General features: G+C 46.2%; 4 protein-coding genes and 1 pseudogene. 2 read left to right on the forward strand and 3 right to left on the reverse strand.

All coding sequences use genetic code 11. The features are described from left to right. Window positions 1–172: 172 nt before the first annotated feature. From rtxA to rtxH, 3 genes and pseudogenes are all read right to left on the reverse strand, one after another. Window positions 173–11,923 carry an MARTX multifunctional-autoprocessing repeats-in-toxin holotoxin RtxA gene (gene rtxA / locus VOR_RS0110230; protein WP_010319615.1) on the reverse strand — a complete coding sequence of 3,917 codons (11,751 nt, stop codon included), beginning with the start codon at window positions 11,921–11,923 and terminating at the stop codon, window positions 173–175. Between the two features lie 22 nt (window positions 11,924–11,945). After that, window positions 11,946–12,407 (reverse strand): RTX toxin-activating lysine-acyltransferase RtxC, encoded by a 462-nt coding sequence (rtxC, locus tag VOR_RS0110235; RefSeq protein WP_010319616.1) that lies wholly within the window; start codon window positions 12,405–12,407, stop codon window positions 11,946–11,948. Window positions 12,408–12,426: 19 nt separating this feature from the next. Then, window positions 12,427–12,759: pseudogene (rtxH, locus tag VOR_RS17075) on the reverse strand (protein RtxH); the annotation flags it as partial. A 316-nt stretch (window positions 12,760–13,075) separates the two neighbouring features. Between rtxH and VOR_RS0110245 the strand changes: the two are divergent. Together VOR_RS0110245 and VOR_RS0110250 are read left to right on the forward strand one after the other, a co-directional pair. After that, window positions 13,076–15,184 (forward strand): peptidase domain-containing ABC transporter, encoded by a 2,109-nt coding sequence (locus VOR_RS0110245; protein ID WP_010319618.1) that lies wholly within the window; start codon window positions 13,076–13,078, stop codon window positions 15,182–15,184. Then, the gene (locus VOR_RS0110250) at window positions 15,181–16,533 is read left to right on the forward strand and encodes an HlyD family type I secretion periplasmic adaptor subunit (protein WP_010319619.1); all 1,353 of its coding nucleotides are present in this window, start codon (window positions 15,181–15,183) and stop codon (window positions 16,531–16,533) included. Before VOR_RS0110245 ends, VOR_RS0110250 begins: the two co-directional genes overlap by 4 nt.

Here is a 16,533-nt window from a genome sequence, read left to right on the forward strand (position 1 = left end):
AAAAGAGAAGAGTTTACTCGTATTCGCTAGTATCGGCTAGGTTTTGCCTATTTGAGCCTAAAAAAACACCCCCTGTTTTCTACAAAATCAGGAGGTGTTTTTAGGTTTATATGGGCGCAATTGTCAAACAGACACGCCCACAAAGGCTGGTTTTAACCCGTGAAAGACATGATTACGACAAGCTAAACTTCCCGGTATTCACATCCGACCATGCGGCCATAATCGCTTGCTGAGGCTGAGAAGCTAATCCATCCATAAAGTTGCTTTCTCCCACCTTAGGCGCGAAGGAACTCATCGCTTGAATGAGGTTGTCTAACGCATTATCAGTCAAACAGGTATATTCCTGCTCGCCTTGAGCATCTTTTTCACCTAAACCGATAATAAGTTTGGCTCGATTATTTGCAAAATAATCATTGAAAGTCACACAACCTAACGCATCAAATAGCGTTTGATCGGAAGAGGTATCAGTATGGCGTGCCATAGAAATTTTCAGATCGTAACCACTACGCTCAAACCATAAACGGTTCCAATCAATACCGTTGAAGATGATGTTTTCACCTTGGCGAATATCTTCAACCACGTTATCGATCACCTCACCACTGACCACAAAACTGTCTACGCCAGCACCGCCTTTGAACGTATTTTGGTAACCCCCAAGCACCATGACATCGTTACCTTCACCACCGTTTAATGTGCTGAATTTTGAGATGGCGGCGGCAATTAAGTAATCCTCGCCCTCGCCAGCATTAATCGAAGCATGGTAACCCATCAGTTTAACTTCATCGTTTCCTTGTCCAGCATCAATTCGGTTGTAATTGCCAAAGACTTTCGCAAAGTCGTTGCCTGCACCAAGATCAAGTTGGTTGTTATTACCAATCATCACTGCAAAGTCTTGATCGTCTCCCATGTCCACACGGTTGAAGTTACCTGAAGTGACCGCATAGTCATTACCTGACCCCATGGTGATCTCACCACCTTCGCCAAAGACAAAGGATTGATCATCACCCGCGCCCATAAAGACGTGGTTAATGCGTCCGGCCACAACCGCCGTATCATTACCATCACCGCCGAACATCATGTTCTCGCGACCCATTAAAACGCCCATATCGTGGCCTTCACCGCCGGTGAAAATATTGGAGACTCCCGTTGCGTAGAACACATCGTCTCCACGTCCTCCCCAGAAGTTATTATTGTCGCCGAGATAAGCGCCGAGATCTTTACCGTCACCACCCCAGTTGAAGTTGTAATTGCCCAGAGAAACATTCATATCGCCATCCCCTTGCAAATGCCCACTGTTACGAAGGAAATCAAACGTTTTATCCTTCATATTGAGCAAATCGGCGGTGAGATTCTGCTTCAGATTACTGACCAATGATGCCATCTCTGTCTGCTTATCTTTGCTAAACATAGTGGCAAATACATTGGGCAAATTGAGCGCATTAAAACCAAATGCACGCTCTGGTTTACTTTCTTCAACAGTGGCTGATACGTTTTCCGTTGCCGCAGGCGCGCCATTGAGAGTCACTTGCGCTGTATCGTTTTCCTCTGGTGATTTCTCTTTCAGTCCATGACTTTCAGCAAAGGATTGAAGACCATCAGCCCCCATATCGATTCCCGCTTTGAGGCTATCTAGCAATTTTTCTGGGTCAGTAAATGCGCTGAGCTGCTCACCACAAAACTCGCCAATCACTTCGAGCATCTCTTTTAAAATGGCAACGCCATCTACCGCTTCATCAGTACGAGAGACTATTTTGCCATCAGCGGTGTAATTGACACCGAAGATATCACCTAAAGTCGTCTCTGCACCGACCTCAGCAAATTTACCCAGCAGCTTATTCTTAAGCTGACGAGGCAAGTCTTGCGGATTATAGGTAAAGGTCGTTTGAGCCATTCCCGTTGCTGAGAATTGCTGGGTTAACACGCCAAACAATGAACCGAGATTGGTATCCAAAATCGCTTGGATGTTGTCTCCGAACATAAAGTTCCAGTTGCCCGTGGTGACCTGAATATCGGCTCCTTGACCACCGACCGCGAAGTTAAAGGCCAACTTCTCGTTCATTTGACGGAACTTATCCGCGCGGCTCATCTTGCCAGTATCATGATTACTATTGCCACTTAACCACTGGTTGTACTTTTTATTCAACGTTGCTTCAGCATCAGACTTCAAGCCGCGGCTGCTGCGCTCATTCTGAGAGTCCAAATCAACCAAACTGCTGTAGTCAACACTGCTGGTTTGATCGAGACAAGACATCTCTTTGACAAATTTTTTCGCACCAGAGAGTGTCCACTGCTGTTCTTGAACCGCTAACCAATCTGCACCCTTTCCTGATTGTGCGATGCTTTGTAATACTCCTGAAATACGTGATGCACCATCAAATGGATTGACCAGTGGCGGTGTCGGGATCGACTTATCCATCATCACGATAAGGTCATTACTGCGACCCATATTGAAACTTACGTTGCGGTTACCCATAAACATTTGAGCACCTTCAAGCGCCTGATAACCAGCGATATCGACACTATGTTTGCTGTCACCATTACCAATATGAACCATGACATTGTTGTCACCAAAGGCCAGCGACTTAAAGCCTCCCGTACCCACTTTAATACCAACATTTGACGTACCCCAGTTAACTGCGGTGAACTCACCATCACCGACGTTGACCTGAATATTGCCCGAGTAGCTGAGCTTATTGTCACTGCCAGCCGATGCCGTAGTATCCGTTTCCGGTTTACGCTTTTCAGGTGCTTCAAACACCTCACTGTTGTCGCCGATGGCACCACGTGCTGGCTCATTAACCTCACTCGCACCAACACGAGAAAGATGGATATCCCCTTCCGCCACACCGTTACGAATGATCTCGTCACGTACGGTAACTTCGCCTTGCGTATTCCAAGTCAGTGAGACTTTATTGTTTTCAGCCTTTTGTACCCAATTTCCATTGGCATCTTGAGTATGTTTGCGCCCTGTTGTATCTACCGCTACATCAGAGTTGCGAACCGACACATCCACACGAAGACCATTAACATCCATGGCATTGATAAATTGATGGCCAAAGCCTTTCTGCTTGTCATCACTCACTAAAGAGCAACCGACAATACTGATATGGTCAGGCTTTTTGCTGATGTTTTCCGCTTGACCGAATGCCTGCTGGAACTTCGCCAATTTCACTGCAAGTTCATCGGCACTGTAGCCACTTAAGCGAGTGTTGTTGTTTTCTGAATCATCACGCCCATGGCCAACCAATTGCCAGCGCAGCTTTCCATCCAGTTTCGATGGGTCACCATACACCACGCGATAATTCCCTTCAGAATCGAGCTGAACGACCACACTGTTTTCAGGATGCTTGCCAGCTAGATTTGCCGCCGCTTTTGCAACTACTGAATCGTTTTCCATTTGAACAATCACTTGGCCGTCAAAGCGCGTTTCACCGCCGTCATCTTTAGGTACAACCGCTATCTGACTCCAATCGTCGACGTTTTGATTGTCTAAAGCAGTCACTGATAACGTTGATACCGTGCTATCGGCTTGATGATCACCGAGTCTATCCAGTTGAACTTCTTTTTCAAAATCAACAGCTTTTTCTTTCAATTTATTAGCGAGTTCATCTCTCACATTCAAGAACTCATGAGACAATTTACGTTTTGGTGTAAAGAGTGGGTCATCAAGGCCAGCATTCCACTTATCATTAAGTGATGCTCGGTAACTGACATTAATCGCTACCTGCTGGAAATTAGAAAACTCCTGCGGATCACGAATCACCACCGCACCTTGCTCATTCACATTGAAATACGTTTGGATAGAGCCCTTTCCTTCGCCTAAACCATCTTCCATAAAGAAGCTTTTAGGTACAAAGAAAGTCGCAGGGAAATTGTCCGCCATTACCGCATAAGGGTTTGCGTCGTCTGCACCATGATGCACCATCTCTAGGCCATCGGTTCTGCCCAAGCTGGTATTGATCACATCTTTCAGAGTTTTTAAGCGATCGCTCACAACGCCAAGGCTCGCCCCATCCTTCTTGTTATAAAGCACCTCACTGTCGTATAGCTCTTTATACTTAGGCGTTAAGTCTTCGTAAGTAACAGACTCTTTCCACTGTTCCCAAGTTAATGGTTGCTTGACCTTATCTTGCGGCCCTAGCTCTGCGTAGGAATACATCACAGTAAACAAATCATAGTCTGCTGTCATCGGCTGTTTAGATACAGGATCACCAATCACTTTGAACGGCGCTAGCTCACCATCTTTCATGTAATGAACCTGCCACAGATCTTTGCTCTCAACAGTCACTTTATTCAGGAAGAAAGTGACTGTTTGATCACCATTGGTTGCCGTTGTTTTGTACATACCGCTTTCTGCATCAAACTCAAGAGCTGTCAGTGACTGATATTTAGACACCAACTCATCTATTCGAACCTGATTCAGATACAAATCGGCACTTACCGCATTACCAGACTCAATGGATTGTTCAGCATAGCCGTTAAATTTATCGAGATCTCTTCTCGCAGATGCTTTGGCAAATGACTGATCTACAGGAATAAAACCAGACATTGGCCCCCAATCAGAGCTTTTCGCCTTAACGAATAAACCTTTACTGCTATAGAGCTTAGAATCAATCAGTGACTTCGACTTCTCATCAACGGGTCGAACACCGATAATGACATTTTCACGCTCAGAAACCTCCGCCAATATTTTCTGATCGATATCAGGCATACCAAGCTCGATGGTTTCTGGTTGTACGATTGGCTCGAGAACTAAATCTCTGGATTGATAACTCTTATGGCGAGAATCTGCGTTTGATACCGTCTCCGCATCACCCAATACAGGCTTGTTTTTCAGTAATGTGGTGATTTCATCGTGATCAAACGAAGTAATTACACTTTCATTGATGGTTGAAGTGTTTTGGTTGATCGCCATACCAATCGTTTTACCATCAAATAAATTACGTATCGTTTCACCAGCATGAAACTCTTCGGTGTACTTAGCAACGATGTGTAAATTTTGATCCGTTTCTTTCACCGCTTCAATGCGTAGATGAGCACCTGGTTTGAGTAAGACTTCCGCTTGATTTAACTGCGCAAGCCCAGCAACGTTAGTTCCTTTGGCATCAAGAATGGTCAGAATAACTGTATCTTTCCCACCTCGGAAACTTTTAGCCAATTCAGTACTGGTTGATGTAGAGGTAAAACCTTGATCGCTAAATAACTGGCCAGGAGTCACTTGTGAAGCAAGATCGCTCAAGCTTACTCCTGGCATGAAAGCTCTATAAACAGTGCCTTCAAATGTCTCAAGCTTACTTAAACCTTTGACAGCGTTAACGGCATTGTCTTTGACAAAATAGGCCAGCTTCTCTTCTTTCCTTAAAGCTTCATTCACATATTGGAAGCCTTCACTGGTATACCATTTAATTCCTTTTATCTCGTCATCCGACAGTTGTACGTTATTAACTACCGCTTCACCGGTCTCTCTTCCTTGTACTAGTTGTTGGTCTTGCAGCTCTTTATTAAAAGGAACCTCTTGTTTCGAAAGCACAGCTAAGCTCTCTTGGCTGCTGTATTTTGTTCCATCGGCAAGATGTTTAATATCAACAACGGAAGACACCTTGTTGGTGCTAGAACGCAGTCGATGCAATAGATCCGCCGCTAAATCAATGCGAGTAGCAGACAATTTTGCGATTTCGACTCTCGTTTCTTGCGCAACGTTATTATAAAGGCTTTCACTCACGCGATTTTTGAGGCTCAGTAAAGCGGAATTACGACCTGATTTTTCATGGTGTGATACATAGTCATCAACTAAGTTATTAACTCTTAATGCTGCTTCTATTTGCTTATCACCTTGCGCGGTATGCAGTAAATCCAATTGGTCTAAGATCTTTTGATAAGATTCACCAATAGGTTTAGCAAAGACTTTCGCTTCATTTTTCAGTTCGTCTTTAGTAGACACCGATGATAAATCGAGCGTTGTTTGCTTACCTTCGCCGAGGCTTTCTAAAGCGCGTTCAGCTGATTGGTGAGAAGCAGCCACAAGCGATTCAGCAGAGTCATGCGAAGCTTCACCAAGCCCTTCTAAATTCACCCCAGAAATGCGAATCTCTTTTCGAACCACATCCTGAGACGCAATGGTTGGTACCACAATGCTGTCGGCGTTTGTTTCGGTGAACATCGGGGTGATCGTGCTACCGCTGTTCTTGCCGCGAATACCTGCGTTAATTTGCAGACGGTTCACTGCGTTTGTCGCACCTTCCAGCGCTTCTTGCTCTTGTTCGCTCAAACCTTCACTGAATCGACCATCGGCGTTGGTTGGACTGTCGGTGTTGACATGCCCCCCTGCTTCGCCAGCCCCTTCCACGCGATGAACGTTACCCGAAAGGCCGCTGCCAGCCACGCCTTCGCGGTCAGGGCGATCGCCTTCGTTTTGCTTCGTCGCTTTTGCATCATTCTGCGCTTGGTTGGCTTTATTTTCGGCATTCGTTGCATCGCGATTACCACGCGATTGCGCGTCGTTTGCTGCGCTGTGTGCGTCAGATTCCGCTTGTTTCGCATCAGTGCTCTTCGCCAGAGCATCAGCTTTACGTGTTTCTGCATCGGCTTTGGCATCGGCAATGTCTTGCTCTGCTCCTGCTCGATTTTGCTCACCTTTTGCAACACCCGCTTCCGATTGTGCAACCGCATCTTTGACTTTATTTTGATTGTCCGCGTGCGTCTGTTTCGCGGCAGCAATCTGCTCACCAGAAACCTGTTTTGCATTGTCCAATTGGCTTTGAACACCATCAAGCAAGCCGCCGGCAAAATTGTTGCGCCATTGGTCGCCCGACTCACCCGTATGCGTGGCTTTGTCATCGAGCACATCGAGACCTTGTGCCAGTTCGGTCAACTCAGCCGTCACGGCTTCCGACTCTTCTTTCACTGCATCGCGTTGAGCTTGGCCATTATTTTCCAAGGCTTGTTGGTCGGTAGATTCCAGCTGGCTTTGCGAACCTGCGACAGCATCGAGCTGCTTCTGCTTTTCTTGTTCTAAACGTTGGCGATCCGCTTCTGCGCGATCTTTGTCTGCTAGAGCATTCTGCGCCGCTTGATTTTGTGTTGCGTGCTCACTGATTGCATGGGCTTGTTGCGATGACTCTGATTTCGCCACTACATTATCTAGGATGTAGCCCAGCCCATCATTGTGGCCTGTGCCTTTGAATTCGATACGGTTACTACCAGCATGAGCGGTCAGTTTTAAGGTTTTTTGCTGCCAAGCAGATTCGTCACCCGACGATGAGAACACCACTTCACCGTTCCAAAGAACTTCGATGCCTTCGTTATTAGAAAGGCCCGCACGTTTTGCAAAATCAAAGCTCACCGCAATGACTTCACCTTGCGCTAGATTAGCCAGATCTTGATAAAGACTGGTGTTGGTATAAGTATCGAGCTCGGTCACACGTGCGCCGTGACCTTCACCCTCTACGCCATACACACTGCCTGCATAAGAGGCTTCAACCCCATGGGTAGATTGCCAGCCATGTTCACCCAGCTCAAAATCACCATTCACAATCAGATTCGGAGCTTGCACAGAAGAATCATCAACATTGAGCGCATGTTGCATCTTGTTGAGATCAGGAGTATCTACCTTAGTCACGCTGCCCGTGAGACTATCACCGAGATCAGAACCGACTTCCTTAATGGCATCCATGTGGAAACCATCCAGTTTGGTGATTTCAGGCGTTGCAATCGCACCACGACCTTTATGCGTGCCGGATGAGGAGGCTTCATCGCCTTGCACTAAGTAGTTGATGGCTTGGCTGCCACCGACACCGAGTACGGTTTGTTTGATGTTATCAAACAAGGCAGAGAGCTTGTTGCTGCTGGTATTGCTCGATGCCACCGCCAAACTGTAGAAATCGCCGTTACCGACTTTGATGGCAACGTTGTTTTGAGCGTAGGAGGCATTGATGTTGAGGCCGTCCCCAACGTGAATATTGGCGTTAGCTTTGCCCTTCATCACAGCGACATTCAGGCCATCACCCACTTTCGTGTTGATGTTATATTTGCCCCAAGCGACGTTGACGGATACCCCATCACCGACTTTGGTGTTGATATTAGTATCGCCGTAGGCAGCAGTGACACTTAAACCGTTACCCACAGTGGTGGTGATATTGGCTTGGCCTTTTGCCGCCGTCACCTGCATACCATCACCCACTTTGGTAACTATGTTGCCTTTACTCCAAAGTGCGTTAAAGCTGTCACCATTACCCACTTGAGTAACAATATTAGCTTCACCTTTGGCTAGCACCACGTTACGGCCATTACCCACTTTAGTAATGACGTTCGCTTTACCCCAAGCACCGGTGTAGTCGTCGCCATTGCCCACATGAATAATGATGTTGGCTTGACCTTGCACCACGGAGACTTCTTGGCCATCACCCACTTTGGTGATGAGGTTGGCTTCACCTTTGGCAAAGTTATAGCGATCACCGTCGCCCACTTGGGTAAACACGTTGGCTTGCCCCCAAGCGACATTAACACCTAAACCATCACCGACTTTGGTAATGAGGTTGGCCTTACCTTTGGCAATACCAATGGTGGTGCCGTCACCAACGTGGGTCATCACGTTGCCGACATCGGAAATCAACAACCCTACCGTGGTACCTTCACCCACCTTGGTGAGGATATTGCCTTTACCAGCCAATACCGCTGCGGTGGTTGCATCACCGACATGGGTCACGACGTTGGCTTTTGCTGCCGCCACAACACCCATGAAATCGTCACCCACTTTGGTAACGATATTGGCTTCACCCAGTGCGAGTACACCGGTTAAGCCATCACCGACATGGGTCATGATGTTCGCTTTACCGAACATCGCCGCTAACGTGGTGCCGTTACCAACCTTAGTCATCACGTTCACTTCGCCCGCAAATATTCCTAAGCTGGTTCCATCACCGACATGGGTGTAGATGTTGGCTTTACCGACCATCAGCGCAGCGGTGAGATCATCGCCCACTTTGGTCATAATGTTGGCTTGACCGATCATTGCAGCAAACGTGCTGCCACTGCCTACGTGAGTGAAGATGTTGGCGTTACCCACCATAGCCGCAAGTGTGGTTCCATTACCGACTTTAGTTGCTATGTTGCCTTTGGCCAACATAAGCGCCACCGACATGCCATCACCGATATGGGTGAAGACGTTAGCTTCGGCCACCATTAACGCGAGAGCATCGCCATTGCCTACTTTGGTGAAGACGTTACCAAGGCCGACCATCAGCGCCCAAGCATTGCCTTCTCCCACATGGGTAAAGATGTTGCCAGCACCAATCATGACCGCAATAGAGGTTCCATCACCTACTTTGGTGAAGATGTTGCCTGCGGCGCCCATTACGCCAAGGGTTTGGCCATCACCAACATGCGTTAGCACATTGCCAACACCAAGCATAATGCCGGTCGTGTCGCCATTCCCGACTTTCGTTAGGATGTTCGCGCCGCCTACCATTACGCCAGTTGTGGTGCCATCACCCACATGGGTGAGCACGTTAGCGCCTCCGCCCATCACAGCAAGGGTATTACCTTTGCCTTTTTTGGTGAGAATATTTGCACCCCCGAGTGCCACCGCCGTGGTATTCGATAATTGATCATCACTGCTGATATGGGTAATCACGTTCGCACCACCCAGCATGCCCGCCGTGAGTTCACCATCACCCATTTTGGTCAGTACGTTTGCACCACCAGCCAGTACCGAAGCCACATCGCCTTGACCGACTTGCGTCATGACATTGAAACCGCCAGCCGCTAGCCATAGTGCATCACCACTACCGATTTGCGTGTGCGTGTTATAGCCGCCCAGTAGAGTAACTCGACTATTGCCTTGGCCTTTCTGTACCGAGATGTTGCCGTAAGCCAATAAGTGAGCCAGATAGTCACCGTTACCGACACGAACCAGCACGTTCAACGCACCACCAGCGTAAACATCCATCTTGCCTTGCTGACTTTGGTGCACTAATACGTTTGCCAAACCTGCGCCGCGGAAGGTGAGATCCCCTTCTTCGCCACTTTTGACAATCACGTTCGCCGCGCCAGCACCGTTAAATTCAGTGTTACCAAACTGAGAGCTATGCAAGATCACGTTGGCAAGACCGCCACCGTTAAAGTAAACATGACCGCGTGTTACATTAGATTTAATAACGTTACCGCCACCGACACCATTGAAATGAATATCGCCAGAGCTTTCGCCGCTATCGTTGGCGGGTTTAAACAACGTTTGATCTGTGTATTCTTCGATATCCGCTACGGTTTCGCTGGTACTTCTAACGGCGTTTACGCTGTAGTGCAAGTCACTGAGCGAGTAGCCACCTTTGCGCATTGGGTTATACCCAGTTGCAGATGAAATATCTTGGTTGGCTATATTGGCCGTGTGATCACCTTCTTTATACCAAGAGCTGGCTTGATATTTCAGCGCGCCGGTTTCGGCATCGTTAGCCAGCTCAACCACAACGATTTTCGTGTGTTGTCCCAGCATTTTAGCGTAAACATAAGTGTTGGGTTTGCGGTTTGATTTTACCGCTTTGACATCAACCTTAGTACCATCAGCAAAAATGGCGTAACCACCCATTTTTGCATCCGACAATGACACATCTTTCGCATCAATCACCACACCATTGGCGTAAGTCACACACTCATATCCAGTCAGATTTTTCTCAACCGCATGAACAGTCACTGATTGCTGATGTTCAATGGCAATATTAGAAAGGGTGTAACCACCGTTGACTGGATTGGACTCAAAGCCACCTGAAGAAGAAACATCGGAATGAGCAAGATCGGTTAAGTGATTACCCTGCTTGAACCACGCCTCTGAGTAGTACTTGAGTTTGCCGGATTCAGCATCGTTATAGAGACGGATTTTGTTGATTTTGGTGTAAGTACCATCTGCAATAGCGAACAAATAGGTATTTGGCTCTCGCTCTGATTTTACGGCGTTAACCGCATGGGACTTGTTGCCGTTATCAATCGATAAACCGTGCATCTGTGCGGTAGTGAGGACAATTTCTTCGGCTTTGGCATATTCCATACCTTGAGCATCAAAATCGCCGCCACTACCTTTACGAGTAATGGTGTTATAAGCACCGCCACCCGAGAAATGAATGTCACCATGGGCCACATCAGAGTAAAGACTGCTGTAACCACCCACACCTTCAAAACGAATATTACCGCGTGTTTCGGTATACACATCGTTCGCATTGTGCGTACGCTCAATTCGGTTGGATGCCCCGGCACCCTCTAGGGTAATATCCCCAACCTTGCCTTTGAGAACCAAATGGTTATCCGCACCAGCGCCACTAAAGTGCAGGTTACCGCTTTCAACACGTGAGCTAATACTGTTAGCAACCCCCGCGCCGACAAAACGCACATCACCTTGAGATCCTTGATACTGATTAAACCAAGTACGATCGATTTTATTGCCCGCACCTGCACCGTAGAAACTCAAGTTTCCATGATTGGTTTCATGCCAGATAGCGTTGTAGCCACCAGCACCTTGGAAAGAAACATGGCCTGATAACCCTTGACGCTTAATGTGGTTGTAAGCCGCAGCACCCGCGTAGCTGATGTTGCCATGCTGGCCGTCATGACCAATATCTACACCACCAGCGGCACCTGAAAATGAGAGATTACCGTCTCCGTTTTTCTTGATATAAGCATAACCCGCAGCGCCTCGAACGCTCAGGTTCCCCGTTGTATCTTCAACTTTTAGATAGCCGGCCCCCGCCGATACCGTATCGTTACCTGAACCGGTATATACCGTGGCTCCGAACGACCCCAGATGAATATGATCATCTCCGCCATAAGCATGAATTTCACCGCCAAAACCGATGGCAACAATATTGTTATTTCGATCGTCGGCGGAATAGTTTCCGGTGAAGAAGTATTCGACACTTCTCCAAAATGGTTTTCCCATAGACTGTGGCTCTTATTATTATTTAAATAGAAAACCACTGTACCTTGCGGATACAGCGGTCGTTTTGCGTGTCGATTTTGCCGCGGACAGTACACACTTTTTGCCCTTTCCACGGCAAAAAAACACGCTGTCGTAAGTCATTGACGATTTGACGTCCGTGACCAAAAGGAGCAAGCATTTCAGGAATGTAGATATGATCACCAGAGCGCCAGTCAGCGGCTTCGATTTCTCGTTCACCGGACAATAGCAACTCTCTCACTTGCTCAGACAAAAACGCCCAATTACAAAATGCCATTGGACGTCCTTGTTCATCTTCGTAATAGCAAAACTGATTTAACTCAAATGATGGCATAATCCGTTGCTGCCATTCACTGATAAGATACCGCTGATGCAGAGGAGAATATTGGCTGAGCAGAAGAATCCCACCCATCATTTTCTGCATCATTGCACGATCCAGTTTCGCCGCGTGATGTTGAATCAACATACGCTAAGCCACCTTTTATTTTTTCGTTGCGTGTCACACGTTTTTTAGCAGGCTCAATACCACTCTCGTTCTCTTGAGGTGCTTCACTCGGTGATGGTAGAAAACCAGCAGCAATTAATTTTTCTAACTCTTCGTTCATACGAGGATCTTCAAGCATATTCTTAACCATCGAAACCATATACATAAAACCAGAAGCAGGCATATGAATCACTTCTTTTAGCTCTAAGTCAGTATCGCTTTCCGCCATAATACCGTTCGCCATGTTGGACTGATTCTGCCCAACGAAATAGAGAGAGAACACACCTTTATTATAATTAACACTCGATACAGTTTGAACGAATTTCTCAGACATAAATAAATCACCTCACAATTTAAAAATAAAACAAAAATAAATCCTCTTATAAAAGTAGTAGCTTATAAAAGGAGTAACGATAACCAAAAAATGATTTTTTATGTTATATAGCATTTCAACAGCATGCAACCATATAATAACCACAACTTATGAGTTATTTAAAGAAACACAAACACAACAGACCATAACCCATTGATAATAAAAAACTAAAAAAACAATGCCAACTGGCAAGACCAGATAGTATTTGAGCATTCATTGATATTAATGATATGATCCATCCCCTTTTATTTTTTTGCCCTTTGAAGAATCAAAATACATGACTGATTTAAATGAAAAAAAAGCCATGCTGCATTGCTTATCAGTCTACTTACCGCTGATCGGAATTCGTGAAATAAAATTAGACACCTCTAATGAAACACCACCCAATGCACTTGATCTCATAATAAAAGATCTAAAAGGGAAAAATTATTTAGTTACTGCTAATAAAGTAAAATCTTTTTCTGGAATTACTAAAATAAAGAAACCGATTATTTTATTTAACAAAAATAATCGCCCTTTTATTTTAGCTAAAGTTGAACAGGATAAATGTTTAATTCACCCATGCGATTCAGATACCCCAAAAGTAGTAGACATAAGCTATTTAAAACAGAACTGGAATGGAAAAACGCTAGATATCAAAAAAAAGCAATCCTCTTTTGATATTCGTTGGTTCTTACCTGAATTATCGCAACATAAACATTTAATCGCAGAGATTGTTTTATTCTCTTTCGTACTGCAAGTTATTGCACTTATTACACCGCTATTTTTCCAAGTCGTGATGGACAAAGTATTGGTTCATCAAGCCCACTCGACACTCGATGTTTTAGTGTTCGTCTTAGTTATTTCTGGAATAGCTGAGGTCTTACTGCGCGGTTTGCGCGAATATCAATATGCTCATACCGCTAACCGCATTGATATTAAGCTTGGCATTAAATTGGTTCACCATCTGTTTGGTTTGCCGCTGCTGTTTTTCAAATCAAGGCAAGTTGGGGCGATTGTGACTCGGGTAAGAGAGCTCGATACCATTCGTGAGTTCATCACAGGTTCAATGTTTACCCTCACGATTGATCTCGTTTTTCTTGTGATCTTTTTCTATGTGATGAGCTTACTTTCTGGCGGGCTAACCTTATTGGTATTGGCCACACTGCCGTGTTATCTCTTTTTGGCTTGGTGGTTAACCCCAAGGCTGCAACAAGCGATTGAACAACAATTTACCCATATGGCGCACAACACTTCGTTTCTGACTGAAACTGTCGCGGGGAGTGATACCATTAAAAGCTTAGCGACTGAACCTCGCTTTATTCGACGTTGGGATACTCAAACCGAACAGATGATATCGAGCAACTATGTGGTTCAGCAGTGGAATAACCGCTCTAGCCACGCAGTGCAGTTCATCCAAAAAATAGCGAGCGTCTTTCTACTATGGATTGGCGCATCCGAAGTGCTCGCGTTACAAATGACCATAGGCCAACTGATCGCTTTTAACATGCTCGCCGGCCATGTTGCACAAACTCTTGCCCGGCTCGTCGAGCTGTGGGGACAATTTATACAAGCGCAAATTGCAGTCGATAAACTTTCCGACCTACTCAATTTGCCCACCGAGCAGCAGCAAGCTAGCCATCCCCTACAACTGCGAGGTGCGATCACTCTCAGTAAAGTGAGTTTCCGTTATCAACCCGATTTACCGCTGACCATCAATCAGCTTTCACTCAATATCCAAGCGGGTGAAAAAATTGGTGTGGTCGGTGGCTCGGGGTCGGGGAAAAGCACCTTAGCTCGGCTTTTACTCAAGCTGTACAGCCCTGAATCAGGCCAAATCATGTTCGATAACACCCCACTCAAACAGATCGGTGTTCATGAATTGCGTCGCCAGTTGGGGGTGGTATCACAAGAGAACTTTCTCTTTAGTAAAAGTGTTAGTGACAACATTGCCCATTCAAAGCCACAAGCCAACTTGGATGAGATTGTGCAAGCAGCAAAATTAGCGGGCGCTCATGAGTTTATTTTAAAACTGCCACTGGGTTACGACACGATTTTAGCTGAAGGGGGGCAGTCACTTTCAGGCGGGCAACGACAACGTTTAGCCATTGCCCGCACACTGCTTGCAGACCCTAAGATTTTGATTCTTGATGAAGCCACCAGCGCTTTAGATGATGAATCACAAGCCATCATTCAAACCAATATGGAGCAAATTGCCGCTGGGCGCACCGTTATTACCATCGCACACCGCCTCTCTACGGTAAGAGAGTGTGACCGAATTATCGTGCTGGAAAAAGGCGAGATTGCAGAGCAAGGCACACACCTACAACTTCTCACAGAGCAAGGCAAATATTTCCAGCTGTGGCAACTGCAACAAGCATTAAAACAAGAGGATGAGCGAGTATGATCTCTCAGTTAAAGAAGCTTCGCTCTAAGCGCTCGAAAACGAACGGCTACTTTGAATTTTTACCCGGCCATCTTGCTCTACAGCAGAGCCCGCCCTCTCCGTTTGCTCGCATCACCGCCATCACGCTAAGTTTAGGATTACTGCTCACCTTACTTTGGACCTATTGGGGGAAATTGGATATCCAAGCGACCGCAAACGGGCGGCTGTTAGTCCCTGGGCGCTCGCAAGTGATTCAGTCTTACGAACAAAGCCGAGTAGCACAAATCCATATAGCAGACGGCGAACGTGTCGAAAAAGGGATGCCCTTACTGACTCTGGACACGCTAGGCGTTAGCCAAGATATTGAACGTTTGCGTCATCAAATACGCTATCAAACCCATGAATTTCTCAAGTATCAAGCTTTGCGTGGTAAGGCTGATCTAGCTCAACATCCCCTGTATTTGGCATTGGCACCTTCGGCACAGCAAGAGGTCATCGACAGCTTTGATACTGAAAAGAACGAATTCACATCGGTGTTGGAAAACTTGCGTGCTGAAATGCAGGTCAATCTTGCTTCCCAGTCTTCACTTGAGGTCGATATCAGAGGCTTAAAACAGTTAGTGAGTAATATTACTCAGCGCCTTGATGCTCAAAAAAAGCTCAAGCAACAGCGTTTGATCGGTCAAGTGCAGTATCTGGAGCAGGAAAAAGAGTTATTAGAATCCGAACGAGCGTTAGCCCAGCAAACATCACAACAACATGTGCTGCAAAAGCAATATCTCAACCTAGAAGAGCGTTTAAAAGCGCTGCGTGCGCAAAAAGCCAGAGAGTGGCAAGACAAAAGTCAGCAAGCACACCTACAACTCTCTGCGCTGCAACATGAACTGGACAAAGTGCGTGAACATGAAGGATTACAAGTGGTTCGCTCTCCTGTCACTGGCACTGTACAGCAATTGAGTGTTCACACCCTTGGGGCAGTCTTACAACCAGCACAAAACTTGATGATTATTGTGCCTGACGATTCGGTACAAGTCGCCGAAGTTAAAATTCTCAATAAAGACATTGGCTTTATTTATGCTGGCCAACCCGTGACGTTGAAAATTGATGCCTTTCCCTATACGCGTTACGGCACCTTATCGGCAACATTGGTCCACGTCTCTAGAGACTCGACAATGGATGAGCAACTTGGGTTGGTTTTTCCCGCTCAAGTGCAATTGTTAAACCATACAATTGAGGTCGATGGTACCTCTGTTGCCTTATTGCCCGGTATGTCTGTCGTGGCTGAGATTAAAACCGACCAACGTCGGATCATCGATTATCTACTCAGCCCAATCCGAGAATATCAAGCTGAAGCATTGCGAGAAAAATAG

Origin of the sequence: Vibrio ordalii ATCC 33509, from assembly GCA_000257205.1 — a bacterium.
Lineage (GTDB): Bacteria > Pseudomonadota > Gammaproteobacteria > Enterobacterales > Vibrionaceae > Vibrio > Vibrio ordalii.